The organism is Psychrobium sp. nBUS_13 (assembly GCF_051201665.1).
Classification (GTDB): Bacteria; Pseudomonadota; Gammaproteobacteria; order Enterobacterales; family Psychrobiaceae; genus Psychrobium.
The window spans coordinates 2,378,323-2,394,332 of record NZ_CP179210.1 but is presented as its reverse complement, the minus strand read 5'-3'; the positions used below and the strand labels follow the sequence as shown (position 1 = coordinate 2,394,332).

General features: G+C 41.4%; 12 protein-coding genes. 8 read left to right on the top strand and 4 right to left on the bottom strand.

Translation table 11 applies throughout. The features are described 5' to 3' along the window. Nucleotides 1-13: 13 nt before the first annotated feature. From nrdB to ubiG, 4 genes are all read right to left on the bottom strand, one after another. Entirely contained in the window at nucleotides 14-1,144 is a 1,131-nt protein-coding gene (nrdB, locus tag ACMAZF_RS10920; protein WP_435273878.1) for a class Ia ribonucleoside-diphosphate reductase subunit beta, read from the bottom strand. 96 nt (nucleotides 1,145-1,240) lie between these two features. Beyond that, on the bottom strand, nucleotides 1,241-3,526 hold the full coding sequence (nrdA, locus tag ACMAZF_RS10915) for a class 1a ribonucleoside-diphosphate reductase subunit alpha (protein ID WP_435273877.1): 2,286 nt from the start codon (nucleotides 3,524-3,526) through the stop codon (nucleotides 1,241-1,243). A gap of 416 nt (nucleotides 3,527-3,942) precedes the next feature. Then, entirely contained in the window at nucleotides 3,943-4,617 is a 675-nt protein-coding gene (locus tag ACMAZF_RS10910) for an HAD family hydrolase (protein WP_435273876.1), read from the bottom strand. A gap of 31 nt (nucleotides 4,618-4,648) precedes the next feature. Then, nucleotides 4,649-5,389, bottom strand: coding sequence for a bifunctional 2-polyprenyl-6-hydroxyphenol methylase/3-demethylubiquinol 3-O-methyltransferase UbiG (ubiG, locus tag ACMAZF_RS10905; RefSeq protein WP_435273875.1), 741 nt, complete (start codon nucleotides 5,387-5,389; stop codon nucleotides 4,649-4,651). A gap of 319 nt (nucleotides 5,390-5,708) precedes the next feature. Here ubiG and gyrA point away from each other — a divergent pair, with 319 nt between their 5' ends. From gyrA to ACMAZF_RS10865, 8 genes are all read left to right on the top strand, one after another. Further along, entirely contained in the window at nucleotides 5,709-8,348 is a 2,640-nt protein-coding gene (gyrA, locus tag ACMAZF_RS10900) for a DNA topoisomerase (ATP-hydrolyzing) subunit A (protein ID WP_435273874.1), read from the top strand. Nucleotides 8,349-8,429: 81 nt separating this feature from the next. Beyond that, a complete protein-coding gene (gene serC / locus ACMAZF_RS10895) occupies nucleotides 8,430-9,515 on the top strand; it encodes a 3-phosphoserine/phosphohydroxythreonine transaminase (RefSeq protein ID WP_435273873.1) in 1,086 nt (361 codons plus the stop codon). Between the two features lie 111 nt (nucleotides 9,516-9,626). After that, on the top strand, nucleotides 9,627-10,205 hold the full coding sequence (locus tag ACMAZF_RS10890; protein ID WP_435273872.1) for a Na+/H+ antiporter NhaA: 579 nt from the start codon (nucleotides 9,627-9,629) through the stop codon (nucleotides 10,203-10,205). 199 nt (nucleotides 10,206-10,404) lie between these two features. Continuing rightward, on the top strand, nucleotides 10,405-10,689 hold the full coding sequence (locus tag ACMAZF_RS10885) for an STAS domain-containing protein (protein ID WP_435273871.1): 285 nt from the start codon (nucleotides 10,405-10,407) through the stop codon (nucleotides 10,687-10,689). 24 nt (nucleotides 10,690-10,713) lie between these two features. Then, nucleotides 10,714-11,076 carry a response regulator gene (locus tag ACMAZF_RS10880; RefSeq protein ID WP_435273870.1) on the top strand — a complete coding sequence of 121 codons (363 nt, stop codon included), beginning with the start codon at nucleotides 10,714-10,716 and terminating at the stop codon, nucleotides 11,074-11,076. Between the two features lie 9 nt (nucleotides 11,077-11,085). Further along, nucleotides 11,086-13,158, top strand: a complete 2,073-nt coding sequence (locus tag ACMAZF_RS10875; RefSeq protein ID WP_435273869.1) for a chemotaxis protein CheA — start codon at nucleotides 11,086-11,088, stop codon at nucleotides 13,156-13,158. After that, entirely contained in the window at nucleotides 13,155-13,658 is a 504-nt protein-coding gene (locus ACMAZF_RS10870; protein WP_435273868.1) for a chemotaxis protein CheW, read from the top strand. Before ACMAZF_RS10875 ends, ACMAZF_RS10870 begins: the two co-directional genes overlap by 4 nt. A 27-nt stretch (nucleotides 13,659-13,685) precedes the next feature. Next, nucleotides 13,686-16,001, top strand: a complete 2,316-nt coding sequence (locus ACMAZF_RS10865) for a methyl-accepting chemotaxis protein (protein ID WP_435273867.1) — start codon at nucleotides 13,686-13,688, stop codon at nucleotides 15,999-16,001. Nucleotides 16,002-16,010: the final 9 nt, after the last annotated feature.

The window sequence follows — 16,010 nt, the reverse complement described above, 5'->3', positions numbered from 1 at the left end:
TTACAGCTAACGTTTACAGATCAAAATCGTCAAACTCATCGTTATCTAACTCGCTGTCGATTTGACCAACGAGATACGATGAAATTTCACTTTCTTGCGGCGCAACCTGTACATTGTCGGACACTAAGTAGGTATTAATCCACGGCAGGGGATTTGTCTTAGTCTCAAATGGTGGCACATGACCGATGGCGATTAACCGCTGATTGGCGATGTATTCAACGTATTGTTTTAGAATTTCGCTATTCATGCCAATCATTGAGCCATCTTTGAATAAGTAATCAGCCCAATTTTTTTCTTGCTCAACGACATTCATGAAAATTTGTAAGCCTTCATCTTTCATCTGCTCACTGATATCTTTCATCTCTGGGTCATCTTTACCTTCAGCCCATAAATTAAGAATGTGTTGCGTACCCGTTAAATGAACTGACTCGTCGCGGGCAATTAATTTAATAATCTTTGAGTTACCTTCGAGCAATTTACGCTCAGCAAAGGCAAATGAACACGCAAAGCTCACGTAGAAACGAACAGCTTCTAATGCATTTACAGAACACATACACAAGAATAAGCGTTCTTTTAGCTTGCGCTTACTAACTTCAATGCTACTACCTTCAACGTTGTATGTACCTTCACCTTGTGCTTGTAAAAGCTGTGTTGTCACAATAACGTCGTCAAAGTATTTAGCGATGTCTGATGCACGGTCAAGGATATTCTCATTAATTAAAATATCATCAAACACATCTGACGGATCGGTAAATAGGTTACGTAAAATATGCGTGTATGAACGAGAATGAATCGTTTCAAAGAAGCCCCATGTTTCGATCCATGTTTCCATTTCTGGCAATGAAACTAGCGGTAGTAATGTCACATTGACACTACGCGCAGCGATTGAATCTAACAACGTTTGGTACTTAAGATTACTAATGAAGATATGTTGTTCACTTTTAGTAAGCTGTTGCCAATCCATACGATCTTTTGAAATATCAACTTCTTCTGGGCGCCAGAAAAATGAAATTTGTTTTTCAATCAGCTTTTCAAAAATCGGCAGTTTTTGCTGATCGAAACGAGATACGTTGACTGAATTGCCCAAAAACATTGGCTCAAGTAGTGGATCATTCTTTGTTTGGTTAAACGTTGAGTAGGTCATGGTGGCCTCTAACTTATCCTTAAATTGCCTGATGGCTTTTATTATTATCTTGGTCGGTCAAAAAGGACTCAGACGAAATTGCCTGAGCCATTTTATTTATATTTTACACGCGCCGCCTTCACAGCCTTCATCTTCTTTCTCAATAACAATATCGCCTTGAGAATCATCAGCACCATCACGAGTGTTGTGATAATAAAGTGTTTTAACACCGTATTTGTACGCTGTTAATAAATCTTTAATGATACGCTTAATAGGGACTTTACCACTATCAAATTTAGCTGGATCGTAATTTGTGTTGGCTGAAATTGCTTGGTCGACAAATTTCTGCATTAAGCCGACAAGGTGTAAATAACCGTCGTTACTTGGAATATTCCAAAGCAGCTCATAGTCATTTTTAAGGCTTAAATAGTCAGGTACAACTTGTTTTAAAATACCATCTTTACTCGTTTTTACACTAATCAAACCACGGGGTGGTTCAATGCCGTTAGTGGCATTTGAAATTTGTGATGATGTCTCTGATGGCATCAAGGCTGACAAGGTCGAGTTACGTAAGCCATGCTCTTTAATGTCTTGACGTAGCGATTCCCAATCAAGTTTTAATTCGTTAGAACACAGTGCATCAAGATCTTTTTTATAGGTATCTATTGGCAAGATGCCCTTGGCGTAAGTTGTTTCATTAAACCAATCACACGCACCGACTTCTTTTGCCAGTTTGTTTGATGCTTTTAGCAAATAATACTGTATCGCTTCAAAGGTATCATGGGTCAATTGGTTCGCGCTGCCATCTGAATAACGTACGCCGTTCTTAGCAAGGTAATAAGCGTAGTTAATGACGCCTATACCTAGGGTACGACGCGCCAAGCTCGATTGTTGCGCCGCAATAATAGGGTAATCTTGATAACTTAGCAGATTATCGAGTGCGCGTACCGCCAGCTCAGCAAGCTCTTCTAATTCATCCAGTGATTTAATGATGCCTAAGTTAAATGCAGACAGAGTACATAGGGCAATTTCACCGTTTGGATCGTCAAAGCTTTGCAGTGGTTTAGTCGGTAATGCAATTTCTAAACATAAGTTAGATTGTTTAATTGGTGCCACACTCGGGTCAAACGGACTGTGCGTATTACAGTGATCAACATTTTGAAGATAAATACGACCTGTTCCTGCTCGTTCTTGCGCAAATAACGAGAATAATTCAGAGGCATTAATAGATTGTTTGCGAATTGAATCATCTTGCTCATATTGCGTGTAAAGCGCTTCAAATTTGTCTTGGTCTGCAAAGAATGCATCATATAAGCCTGGGACATCACTTGGTGAGAATAAGGTAATGTCTTCACCTTTAATCAAGCGTTGGTACATGGTTTTGTTAAACTGAACACCGTAGTCCATATGACGAACACGGTTTTCTTCAACACCACGGTTATTTTTTAATACTAATAACGATTCAACTTCAAGATGCCAGAGTGGGTAAAACAACGTTGCAGCACCGCCACGTACACCACCTTGTGAACAACTTTTAACAGCGGTTTGGAAATGCTTATAAAATGGAATACAGCCAGTATGGTTAGCTTCACCGCCTCGAATTGGGCTTCCTAATGCTCTAATACTACCTGCATTGATTCCGATACCAGCGCGTTGACTCACGTATTTAACGATTGAGCTTGATGTCGCGTTAATTGAATCAAGGTTGTCATCACATTCAATAAGGACACATGAACTAAACTGACGAGTTGGCGTACGTACACCAGCCATAATCGGTGTAGGTAACGAAATTTTGAACTGCGATACCGCATCATAAAAATGGACAATATATTTCATACGCGTTTCAGTTGGGTATTTAGAAAACAATGCAGCCGCAATTAACATATAAAGGAACTGCGCGCTTTCGAATATTTCACCCGTACTGCGATTTTGAAGTAGGTATTTACCTTCCAATTGTTTCACAGCGGCATAACTGAAATTTAAATCACGCGAATGATCTAACGCGTCGTTCATCAGGTTAAATTCTTCACGCGTATAATCAGCTAAAAGATGTTCATCATAGCGCTTTTCGGCACACATTTTTACTGTGTGATGATAGATGTGCGGTGGCTCAAATTGGCCATAAGCTTTCTTACGAAGATGAAATATGGCTAGGCGAGCAGCCATGTATTGATAATCAGGTGTTGTTTCAGAAATCTGATCCGCGGCGGCTTTAATAATGGTTTCATGAATATCTTTGGTTTCAATGCCCATGTAAAACTGAATATGTGCTTTGATCTCAACCTGAGAAACCGACACATTATCTAGTCCTTTTGCAGCCCAATCGAGTACTTTATGGATCTTATCCAGATCAATAGGTTCTTGTTTACCACTACGCTTGGTCACCAGAAGATTTGTATTCATTATTATTATCCGTTGCTGTTATTACGAACCCACGTTCCGCGATGCAATGCATCACGCTGGTAAGTAGTCCTTTTACTTTGCAAGTCCCAACTAAGGATAATAAAGCGCGTTAAAATCACTTTATTTTCTCTAGTGTTTGCTTTGGTCTAAATACACAAGATATAGGTTTTTAAAAAATGTGGGATACAAGATAAGGTGGATTAAGGGATATTGCAAGTGTTAAAAAATAGGATAAGCTGTGGATAATTTACATTTAGTAACACAGGTTAGTGGGAACTATCATTTTGAGGATTAGCTCTGGTTAATTTTAAAATTTTCAATTTTAAATCACCATTTTTTAATTATTTTTTTTATCATTCGAACGCTTGATTTAACACCATTTTGAAGGTGCTAAATCTTATACAAAACGTCAACTTTTATTCATTGATCGCTAAAATAGTACAAAGATCTAAGCAATGACCGATTAAATGATCGCTATGCCATGTATGAGCAGGATCGTTTTCAGGAATATAGCCATAATTGGCAGCAACGCTCGTCATTTTGGCAGCTGAAGATGCGTCAATATCTGTTCGAGCATCACCTACATACATAATTGCTTCAGGTACGATACTTATTTTATTTGCGGCTAACAGTAATGGTCTTGGACTGGGTTTCGCAACCTCTAATGTATCGCCACATATTACAACGGCGCAATTTGCCAATCGTGGGTAATGGGCCAAGAGTTGTGTTGTATAGAGTGTTGGTTTATTGGTTACGATGCCCCATACAATATCGTGTCTGTCCAGCGTGTCTAATAAGTGATTTACGCCATCAAAGAAGGTTGTTTGTTCATTAATGTGCGCCGTGTAATTTGCTAAGAACTCACTGCGAAGGTCAGTGTATTGTTCCGGTGACAAGTCTAGGCCATATCCTGCTTTTACCAGCGCTAACGATCCTTGCGAAGCTGTTTGATAAATAACGTCCTTTGACAATAGCGGCAGATTATCGCGGGCTAGCAGTCGATTAACTGCGCCGCCAAGATCGAGAGCGGTATCGAGTAAAGTACCATCGAGGTCAAATAATACGGCTTTAATATTCATTGAATCATTCATGGTACTTCCCTTTATAACAATGAGATTAACGTTAGCTATTTGGTTGACAATGAATGAGATAATTCACCGATAAATCATTATTGGTCTTAAATTGCTCAGTCAATGGGTTGTAATGAACACCAATAGCATCGAGACAACGCGCGTCGCTGTTATCGACAAAGCGGATTAATTCACTTGGGCGAATAAACTTCTTATGTTCATGGGTGCCTTTTGGAACAAGCCTTAAAATATGTTCGGCACCGATAATGGCCAATAAATAAGCACGGTTAGTACGATTAAGTGTCGAGAAGAATACCTGACCACCTGGCTTAACCAATTTAAAACAGGCGCGAACAATTGACTGTGGATCTGGTACATGCTCAAGCATTTCCATACAGGTGACAACGTCAAATGAATGAGGTTGCTGCTCGGCTAGCGTCTCGACGGGTATTTGCTGATAGCTAACATTGCTAACGCCAGACTCTAGGGCATGTAATTTGGCCACATTAAGTGATTGTTCTGCCATATCAATCCCCAGAACTTGTGCGCCAAGCTTTGCCATTGACTCACTTAAGATCCCGCCGCCACAACCGACATCGATGACCTGCTTACCAAATAGTCCGTCTGCTTTATCACTCACATAATTTAATCGTGTTGGATTCATTAAATGCAGCGGTTTAAATTCGCCGTGTAAATCCCACCATTGCTGTGCTAACGCAGAAAACTTTTCAATTTCTTGAGGATCGACATTAACAGCCTCATTTAATGGCTGTTCTAGATTAGATTGAGACATAGGAAGGTAAACATCATTAACGAGAAAGGCCACATTATAAGGGTCTTGATATAACAAGCACAACCCATATATTGTAAACGCATGAGCGCTATTTTGAGACACTTTTAAAGGTGGTTAATAAGTAGTCGATAAATTGGTGTTTTTATCAAATTTGGCCGTTAATGGCCCTAGAATCCAAAATTAAGGGATATTAGCGCTAGTAACATCGACACACTGTGCTAGAATCAGGCTCTATTTTTTGCCTTTTGTGTCGTATTACAATAATAAATATTACATACAACAGGTTTTGTTTTAACAAACACAGGGATCTTAGGGATTTATGACTGAGTTGGCCAATAGTGTATCGCCGATTAATATCGAAGACGAATTAAAGAATTCGTACCTAGATTACGCCATGAGTGTAATCGTAGGGCGTGCCTTACCAGATGTGCGAGATGGTTTAAAGCCCGTACATCGCCGCGTACTTTTTGCAATGGATGTATTAGGTAACGACTGGAATAAAGCGTACAAAAAATCTGCCCGTGTGGTTGGTGATGTAATTGGTAAATATCACCCTCATGGTGATAGCGCTGTTTACGACACTATCGTACGTATGGCACAGCCTTTCTCATTACGTTACCCATTGGTTGATGGTCAGGGTAACTTTGGTTCTGTAGATGGTGATAGCGCGGCGGCAATGCGTTATACCGAAATCAGAATGAAGAAGATGGCCCATTCATTATTAATCGATCTTGAAAAAGAAACGGTTGATTTTGCGCCTAACTACGATGGTACAGAACAAATCCCAGTTGTATTACCAACGCGAATTCCTAATCTATTAGTTAATGGCTCATCAGGTATCGCGGTAGGTATGGCAACAAACATCCCACCACATAACTTAAATGAAGTTATCTCTGGTTGTTTGGCCTTTATTGAAAATAACGATATTACCATTGATGAATTATTAGAATATATTCCGGGTCCTGATTTCCCAACTGCGGGTATTATCAGTGGTCGTCAAGGTATTATCGACGCTTATAAAACCGGTCGTGGTAAGGTACGTATTCGTGCGAAAGCCGACATTGAAGTGGCAGATAATGGTAAAGAAACCATTATTGTTCACGAACTGCCTTATCAAGTAAACAAAGCGCGCCTGATTGAAAAAATGGCAGAGCTGGTTCGTGATAAGAAAGTTGAAGGCATTAGTGCACTGCGTGATGAGTCTGATAAAGACGGCATGCGCATGGTTATTGAAATCAAGCGCGGCGAAGTGGGTGAAGTTGTCCTAAATAACCTGTATTCACAAACGCAAATGCAAGTATCTTTCGGTATCAACATGGTGGCACTTGAGGACAATCGTCCTAAGTTGTTTAACCTAAAAGAGATGTTACAGAGTTTTGTACGTCATCGCCGTGAAGTTGTTACGCGCCGTACTGTATTTGAACTGCGCAAAGCGCGCGAACGTGCTCATATTCTTGAAGCATTAGCGATTGCATTAGCAAATATCGATCCTGTGATTGAAGTTATCCGTAATTGTGCAACACCTAGCGACGCGAAAGTTGCGTTAGTTGCTCAAGGTTGGGATTTAGGCAACGTTGCTGCGATGTTAGAAAACGCTGGTGATGATGCAGCTCGCCCAGAGTGGTTAGAGCCTGAGTTTGGTATTCGCGATGGCAAATACTACTTAACAGAAACACAAGCACAAGCAATCTTAGAGCTTAAACTTCATCGTTTAACAGGTCTTGAGCACGAGAAAATCTTAGGTGAGTATAAAGATATTCTTGAGCTTATAGCTGAGCTGTTACACATCCTAGGTAGCCCTGAGCGACTAATGGAAGTGATTGTTGAAGAGCTAGAAGCTGTACTTGCTGAATTTGGTGATGAGCGCCGTACTGAAATCACTAACGCGTCACATGACTTGTCGCTTGAAGACTTAATCAATGAAGAAGATGTTGTCGTCACGCTTTCTCATGAAGGCTACGTGAAGTACCAGCCGCTGACAGAATATGAAGCACAGCGCCGTGGTGGTAAAGGTAAAGCAGCGACTAAGATGAAAGATGAAGATTTCATTGAACGTCTGTTAGTTGCTAATACCCATGACACCATGTTGTGTTTCTCAAACCGCGGTAAAATGTACTGGATGAAAACCTACCAGTTGCCATTAGCTTCTCGTCAAGCGCGTGGTAAGCCAATTGTTAACTTACTACCTCTTGAGAAAGACGAACGTATCACCGCTATTTTACCTGTACGTGAGTACACTGAAGATAAATGTATCTTAATGGCTACTGCTGCCGGTACAGTGAAGAAGACAAATCTAACGGCTTATTCTCGTCCACGTGCAAACGGTATTATTGCTGTTAATCTGCGTGATGATGATGAGTTAGTTGGTGTAGCATTGACTGAAGATGATAGCGAAATTATGCTGTTCTCTGATGAAGGTAAAGTGGTTCGCTTTAGCCAAGAGCAGTGTCGTGCAATCGGTCGTACGGGTACCGGTGTACGTGGTATGAAGCTTAAAGAAGGGCAAAAAGTGGTATCACTGATTGTTCCTCATGGCGATGGTTGTATCTTAACGGTTACTGAAAATGGTTACGGTAAGCGTACCGTTCTAGAAGATTACCCAGCGAAGAGTCGTGCGACTCAAGGTGTTGTCTCTATTAAAGTAAGCGAACGTAACGGATTAGTCATTGGCGCTGTTCAGGTTGATGAAAATGATGAAATCATGATTATCTCTAACAAGGGGACGTTAGTTCGTACGCCTGTTGATGGTGTCTCTACCGTTGGTCGTAATACGCAAGGTGTTACCTTGATCCGCACTATTGAAGGTGAAAAAGTTGTAGCACTACAACGTATTGAAGAAATTCAAGCGCCTGAACACGATGGCGAAGTAATCGACAGTGAAGTTGCTGAAGGTGAGGCGAGCGATAATGCCGCGCCGCAAGTTGACGGCGATGCAACACCGCCTAATGACGCACAGTAACAGCACAATTTGAAAGAGCGCCTTAGGGCGCTCTTTTTGTTTGTACATTAATTTATTTTATACAATTTATGAGGGATTAGAATGAACGCGGTTTATAACTTTTGTGCAGGTCCTGCGATGTTACCTAAAGCGGTAATGGAAAAGGCGCAAAGTGAATTTATTAATTGGCAGCAGCATGGTATTTCGATCATGGAGTTTAGTCATCGTGACAAACACTTCATGGACGTTGCACAGGCTGCTGAAGCAAACCTGCGAACGCTCATGAATATTCCCGACAATTATAAAGTCTTATTTTGTCATGGCGGCGGACGCGGACAATTTGCGGCTGTGCCAATGAATTTGATTGGTATGACAGGTAAAGCTGATTATTTGGTGACAGGATCGTGGTCAAAATCAGCTGTGATTGAAGCGAAGAAATACGGTGAAGTCAATGTCGTTGCGACTCAAGCAACGGTTAATGGCCAACATGGCGTCGCGTCTCCAGCGGATTGGAAACTTAGTGATGACGCCGCTTATTTTCACTACTGTCCCAATGAAACCGTTGATGGTATCGAGATGAGTGAGGAGCCACAAGTTAATGCACCGTTGGTGGCTGATTTGTCTTCAACCATTTTATCCCGTGAAATTGATGTATCAAAATATGGGGTGATATACGCTGGCGCTCAAAAGAATATTGGACCATCGGGTTTATCCATTGTCATAGTTCGCGACGACTTATTAGGTCACAGCTTGCCAACTACGCCATCGATTATGGATTACCAATTAGCGAGTGACAACGACTCTATGTTCAACACCCCGCCAACATTTGCGTGGTATCTGGCAGGTGAAGTCTTTAAGTGGTTATTAGAGCAGGGGGGGGTCAAAGCGATTGAGCAAAAGAATATTGAAAAATCCGAATTACTTTATGATGCCATTGATAATTCTGATTTTTATGTCAACACAGTCGCACCAGCGTATCGCTCGCGAATGAACGTGACATTTTTACTATCTGATCCTAGCTTAGACAAGAAATTCTTAGCGCAAGCCGAAGATGCTGGACTAATGGCACTTAAAGGCCATCGCAGCGTGGGCGGTATGCGCGCGAGTATTTATAACGCGATGCCATTAGAAGGTGTTAAAGCCTTGGTTGATTTTATGGAACAATTTGCGGCGCAACATACCCATTAGATCAGCGACACTTAAAAATAAGAATAAAGTCGACATATTATGGGACATAATATGTCGACTTTAGCAGGCGTTTATCTTATGATCGCGCCATTATATTTTGGGAGTGTGTAAATGAACGCTGTAGAAGAGTTTATTAAGAAAGAGTCCTCGGCAGGTATCGTTCTGATATTTGTTACTATTATCGCCTTACTGTTAAAAAATACCGGCCTTTCAGAGATTTATGATGCATTTCTCGACACGCCAGTTGAGATCCGATTTGGGGCATTACATATCGATAAGCCACTATTATTGTGGATAAATGATGGCTTGATGGCGGTATTTTTCTTGTTAATTGGTCTTGAAGTTAAACGAGAAATAATCGAAGGTCATCTCTCTACACCAGCGCAAGTTGTATTACCTGGCCTGTTTATTGGCAAGCAATTTGGAGTATTTGGATTTAGCTGGCTTGCCATTAAGCTTGGATTAGCAAAGTTGCCGGACAACAGCAGTATGACGCAACTTTATGGCGTGGCGATCTTAACGGGAATTGGTTTCACGATGAGCCTATTCGTAAATTCACTGGCTTTTACTGATCCTGCTCAGTTTATGTTTGCTGATAAATTAGCCATTTTAATCGGGTCGTTTACGTCAGGTATACTTGGTTACATGGTGTTACGATTTGCAAAACATGAACACGCGTTAAAGAAGTAGATTGCGATGACTAACTCACACTACGTTAAATGCACCTTCGGGTGCATTTTTTATGGTATAAACTTATTCTTTATTATTAATATTTTCTTGACTCTAATACAAACTTATAGATATGCTAGTTTTATATTAGGCTTGAACTAATAAATTGATCTAAATCAATTATTGCTTGAGCAGCCCACAATAAGTTTAAGGACATTGCATGGAAGCGATCACATTTTGTTTGCCACAATCATTAGACATCTCGGTTGTAAACGAGACTCAGCAGCTGATGTTAACGCAACTTCAATCCAAACAAGATATTAACCAAGTCAATATTGATGCTGGAGAGTTATCTCGCATTGATACTGCTGGCTTGCAGTTACTTACCGCTTTGGTTATTGATATTAATCGTAAAAGTATCGATTTATCTTGGATCAATGTTAACGATGAGCTTTTGACAAGTGCTTCTCGTCTCGGCTTAAACCACCTTCTAAAATTAAACTAACCCCTGAATTTATAGGAAAATAAAATGGCAAAGATCTTAGTAGTTGATGACTCTGCTTCAATCAGAAATATGGTTTCATTCACGCTTAAACAACAGCAATACGATACTGTTGAGGCGTGTGATGGTAAAGAAGGGCTAGATAAAGCAAAAACGGAGCGGTTTGATTTGGTGATCACTGACGTCAATATGCCAGTGATGGACGGTATTGCGCTATGCGGTGAACTACGTCAGTTACCAGCATTTAAATTTACACCAGTATTGATGCTCACCACTGAAAGTTCTGCAGAAATGAAGCAACGTGGAAAAGCAGCCGGTGCGACAGGATGGTTGGTCAAACCATTTAACCCAGAAAAATTACTCTCAACGATAAAACGTGTAATAAGGTAGCCATAGTCTATGAGTATCGACCTGTCTCAGTTTATTCCAACCTTTTTAGAAGAAAGCTTCGAAGGGTTAGAGTTAATGGAATCAAGCTTGCTTAACCTTGAGCAAGGAGATATAGATACAATTAACGCCATTTTTAGAGCAGCGCATTCAATTAAAGGCGGAGCAGGAACCTTTGGGTTTAATCGCGTTACTGATTTTACTCATGAAGTTGAAACCTTACTTGATGAAATGCGTGATGGTCGCCGAAGTATTGAACAACGTGATGTTGATTTGTTATTGCGCTCCGTCGATTGTATACGTTTGCTTATTGAAGCTGCTCGTGATGGCGTTGAATGTGACGCGCCAAGTATCCAAGATGTACATAATGCTCTTGCTCAGACGCTTAATAAAGAAATCAGTACTAATAAAAAAGTCGACGACGTTGAACAAGAATTTGTCGACGCCTCAAATGGAACACCATCTTGGAAAATTAGTTTTATCCCCCATCATGAAATGTTGCAAACCGGTAATGATGTGCTGCATATTATTAACGCGTTGGCTGAATTGGGTCCTGTTACTCAGGTGGTCGAATGTGAGAATATTCCACCGCTTGATTCTATTCACCCAGAAGAGTGCTATTTGTCGTGGCAGATTACGCTGCAATCGAGTTGCAATAAAGGCGACATCGAAGAAGTCTTTGAATGGGTGGAAGATGAATGTGACTTAATTGTCGAACAAGTCACGAGTGAATTACCTGAAATCGTTGAAGAATTTGAGGCTGTTTCAGACAATGTAGAGACACCTCCTTTACCGACCCCTTCCCAGAAAACTGATGCTGAATCTGTCAGTGCAGTTAAGCCAACAGTCAGTAATCCAGAAGGGGGCTCAATACGCGTTGGGATCGATAAAGTTGACGCCTTAATTAATCGTGTTGGAGAATTAGTTATCACCCAAGCCATGTTAAAGCAGGTTGGCAATGATTTAAGCCATCAGCAACTTGATTTAGTGGAAAAGTTACTTGAAGGCTTAGTGCAACTGGAAGGAAACACCCGTGACCTTCAAGAAGATGTTATGCGCATTAGGATGCTTCCGATAAGTTTTGTGTTTAATCGTTTTCCGCGAATGGTTTATGACATTAGCAGTAAGCTGGGTAAGAAGATTGAACTCAAGCTCTCTGGTGAACAGACAGAACTCGATAAAACGGTGATGGAAAAAATAGGTGATCCTTTGGTTCATCTAGTGAGAAACTCACTCGATCATGGATTGGAAATGCCCGATGAGCGTATCGCGGCCGGTAAAGATGACACCGGCACCGTTCATTTGCACGCCTATCATCAAGGTGGCTATATCGTTATTGATATTATTGATGATGGACGAGGTTTAAATACGCAGCGCATTAAAGAAAAAGCGTTAGAAAAAGGATTAATTTCAGCAGAACAAAATCTACCCGATCAAGAAATTAATGAATTGATATTTGCGCCGGGCTTTTCAACGGCTGATCAAGTTAGCGATCTTTCTGGTCGCGGCGTTGGTATGGATGTTGTCCGCCGTAATATTGAATCATTAGGTGGGCATGTTGCTCTGACCTCAACACCAGGAGAGGGCTCAACATTTTCCGTCAGCCTTCCTTTGACCTTAGCAATTCTCGACGGCCAGTTAATTCGCGTGGCGACCGAAACTTACATTGTGCCGCTAATTTCAATCATTGAATCGGCGCAGCTTAATCACAATAACGTTAAGGCCGTTGCGGGAAATCCGAGTCTTTATTGTTTCCGTGATGAATACATCCCAATCTATTCAATTAGGCAGTTATTTTCTCTCCCGAGCAGTCAATCACCACTTGATGAAACAATGGTGATTATTGTTGAAAGTAGTGGTCATAAATATGCGTTATTGGTTGATGACTTACTCGATCAACAACAAGTTGTATTGAAAAGTCTCGACTCGAATTATATGCCAGTTGAAGGGATTTCAGGCGCGACTATTCTTGGTGATGGTGGCGTAGCGCTTATTGTCGATATTAAAGGATTAAGTGCATTGAAACAGCAAATGTCTTGTGAGATATCACATGCGTTTGAGCATACTGTGGAGAGTGTCGCATGACTGAATATGAAAGTTTAAGTGTTACCAATAATAGTAGTAGACAGTTTTTGTCCTTTATTTTAGCTGGCGAAGAATACGCAACGGATATATTAAAAGTTCAGGAAATTAGAGATTGGACACACGCGACTATTGTCCCTAATTCGCCAGACTATGTTGAAGGCGTGACTAACCTGCGCGGCCAAATTATCCCTATCATTAATTTAAGAACGCGCTTTTCACTGCCATCAGACGCCAACCTAAAAGATAGAATTGTTATTGTTCTAAATGTCGACGATGGACATCGTACACGTTTAATGGGGTTACTGGTTGATGCGTTTGCTGAAACTTACGATATTAATGATCATGAAATAAAGACTGCACCCAGCAAGATTAGTGTGATTGATGATGAGTTTATTATTGGGCTCGCCAGCGCTAATGAACAAATGCTGATTTTATTAGATGTCGACGAATTACTAACGTCACAAGAATTAACCCCAACGGTAAACGACAACGTTGCTTAATGGATTATCTGTTCGAGGAGAACAACAATGAGGAACAACACGCCGGTGACTGACCGTAGAACTCCACTTATTCCGGGTCAAGATTTGGTCACTAAAACGGATCTGCAAGGTCGAATAAATTACGTCAACCCTGCATTTATCGAAGTCAGTGGCTTTAGCGAGCAGGAATTGGTAGGGGAACACCATAACATCGTGCGCCACCCCGATATGCCTCAAGCGGCCTTTAAAAATATGTGGTCGACGCTTGAAATGGGCCGCCCATGGGTTGGTATGGTGAAAAATCGTTGTAAAAATGGCGATTACTATTGGGTTAAGGCTAACGTGACCCCGTTAATGAAAAGTGGTCGAATCAACGAATATATGTCGGTTCGCGCCAGCCCTACTGAACAGGAAGTTGATGATGCAGAGCAGCTATATGCTCAGTTAAATCGAAACGAGGCGAATCTCCCTGAGCCGAGTGACATCAGCGCAAAACTCTTTCAAAAAACTTTTAATAAATGGTTATACAGTAGTGTAGCGATTTCAGCGGTCATTAGCGTGCCACTGTTTTTTAGCTCCATCGCTGCACTCGATTTTATCGGGCCGTTATTTGGTATGGCTATTTTAGCGTTTGGTGCTAATAAAGTGTTTAGAGAGTCGGTATTACCGGGTATTGATAATTCTATTTTGGAACTGCAAAAAATTACGGAAGGTGATTACAGCCGCGAAATAGATGTAACGCAAGCGGGTGAAGCGGGCGAGTTGATGCGGATGGTCAAATCAATTCAAATAAAACTTGGCTTTGAAGTTAACGACGCGAAACAAAAAGCACAACGTGCTGAACGAGTGAAAGTTGCACTGAACAATGTGACGTCGAGCGTAATGATGGCAGACAACAGAGGCCATATTATTTACGTCAATGACGCTGTGAATACCATGTTCAATGAAGCCCAGGCAGATATCCAACAACAGCTCCCAAGTTTTGATGCTAGTAACTTGATGGGTCAAAACCTATCAATGTTTGACATTGAGCAAGGTAATTCACAATCACTTATCGATGCGTTAAAGAATCCGTTTAACTCGCAGTTGGCGATGGGAAGTCGACGATTTAATTTAATTGCGGCGCCAGTAATAGAAGATGATGGCACGCGATTGGGCTCCGTCGTTGAATGGAGTGATGTTACTCAAGAATTAGCTGCCCAAGCTGATGTTGAAAAAATTATTCAAGATGCGTCAATCGGGATGTTAAATTCACGCCTGAATACGGAGCAATATAGCGGATTTATTGGCAATGTAGCACGTGGTATGAATGAAATGTTAGATGCCATTGTAGCGCCTATTGGCGAAGTAAAGCGTGTAGTTTCAGACTTATCAAAAGGTAAACTTGACTCTCGAATGTCGGGTGATTTTAAAGGAGAATTCAGTGAGCTGGATAATTCTTTGCAAATTGCCATGGTTAAGCTTGAAGAAATTGTAGGTGAGATTCGTACTAATAGTGGTTCAATCGCCGCCGGCGCGGAGGAAATATCTAAGGGTAATAACACCTTAAGCACCCGCACCGAAGCACAGGCAGCAAGCCTCGAAGAAACAGCTGCGAGCATGGAAGAAATGACAGCGACAGTGAAGCAAAATGCTGACAACGCATCACAAGCTAATTCTCTTGCAGAAAATGCAAAAGTGCTTGCTGAGAAAGGCGGCGAAATTTCTGAGCGGGTGGTTCACTCAATGAGTGAAATTAGCAGTTCAAGCACTCAGATTTCTGAAATTATCGGTGTCATTGATGAAATTGCGTTCCAAACTAACCTACTTGCCTTAAATGCGGCTGTTGAAGCAGCCCGAGCTGGCGAGCAAGGACGTGGTTTTGCTGTTGTTGCGGCAGAGGTTCGTAATCTTGCACAGCGCAGTGCAAGCGCTGCAAAAGAGATTAAGGGACTAATCAGTGACAGTGTGTCAAAAGTAGAAGAGGGTGGACGATTCGTTGATGAATCCGGCAAAGCACTTACTGAAATAGTCACTGCAATCCATGAAGTTTCTAGCATCGTCAACGAAATTGCGATGGCGAGTAAAGAGCAGGCAACTGGCATTGAACAAGTGAATGTCGCTATCAACGATATGGATGAAGGAACACAGCAAAATGCCGCCTTAGTGGAAGAAGTGGCGGCAGCTTCTGAAAGTATGGAAGAGCAAGCGGTGCAATTGCGCCAATTGGTCAGGTTCTTTTCTGTGGGGGAAGCTACTGAGACAAAAAACGTAGCCCCAGTACCCAGACCTGTCGACGTTGATTATAGACCGGTAAACGCAGCCACATCGAGCAGTTATACAAGTTCGGTGAGTGAATCTGATATGGAATGGAAAGAATTCTAGGGACTTATT

Excerpts from the sequence above, each read along its gene's own strand:
- nrdB (WP_435273878.1), bottom strand. The coding sequence starts at position 1,144 with ATGACCTACTCAACGTTTAACCAAACAAAGAATGATCCACTACTTGAG.
- nrdA (WP_435273877.1), bottom strand. The coding sequence starts at position 3,526 with ATGAATACAAATCTTCTGGTGACCAAGCGTAGTGGTAAACAAGAACCT.
- ACMAZF_RS10910 (WP_435273876.1), bottom strand. The coding sequence starts at position 4,617 with ATGAATGATTCAATGAATATTAAAGCCGTATTATTTGACCTCGATGGT.
- ubiG (WP_435273875.1), bottom strand. The coding sequence starts at position 5,389 with ATGTCTCAATCTAATCTAGAACAGCCATTAAATGAGGCTGTTAATGTC.
- gyrA (WP_435273874.1), top strand. The coding sequence starts at position 5,709 with ATGACTGAGTTGGCCAATAGTGTATCGCCGATTAATATCGAAGACGAA.
- serC (WP_435273873.1), top strand. The coding sequence starts at position 8,430 with ATGAACGCGGTTTATAACTTTTGTGCAGGTCCTGCGATGTTACCTAAA.
- ACMAZF_RS10890 (WP_435273872.1), top strand. The coding sequence starts at position 9,627 with ATGAACGCTGTAGAAGAGTTTATTAAGAAAGAGTCCTCGGCAGGTATC.
- ACMAZF_RS10885 (WP_435273871.1), top strand. The coding sequence starts at position 10,405 with ATGGAAGCGATCACATTTTGTTTGCCACAATCATTAGACATCTCGGTT.
- ACMAZF_RS10880 (WP_435273870.1), top strand. The coding sequence starts at position 10,714 with ATGGCAAAGATCTTAGTAGTTGATGACTCTGCTTCAATCAGAAATATG.
- ACMAZF_RS10875 (WP_435273869.1), top strand. The coding sequence starts at position 11,086 with ATGAGTATCGACCTGTCTCAGTTTATTCCAACCTTTTTAGAAGAAAGC.
- ACMAZF_RS10870 (WP_435273868.1), top strand. The coding sequence starts at position 13,155 with ATGACTGAATATGAAAGTTTAAGTGTTACCAATAATAGTAGTAGACAG.
- ACMAZF_RS10865 (WP_435273867.1), top strand. The coding sequence starts at position 13,686 with ATGAGGAACAACACGCCGGTGACTGACCGTAGAACTCCACTTATTCCG.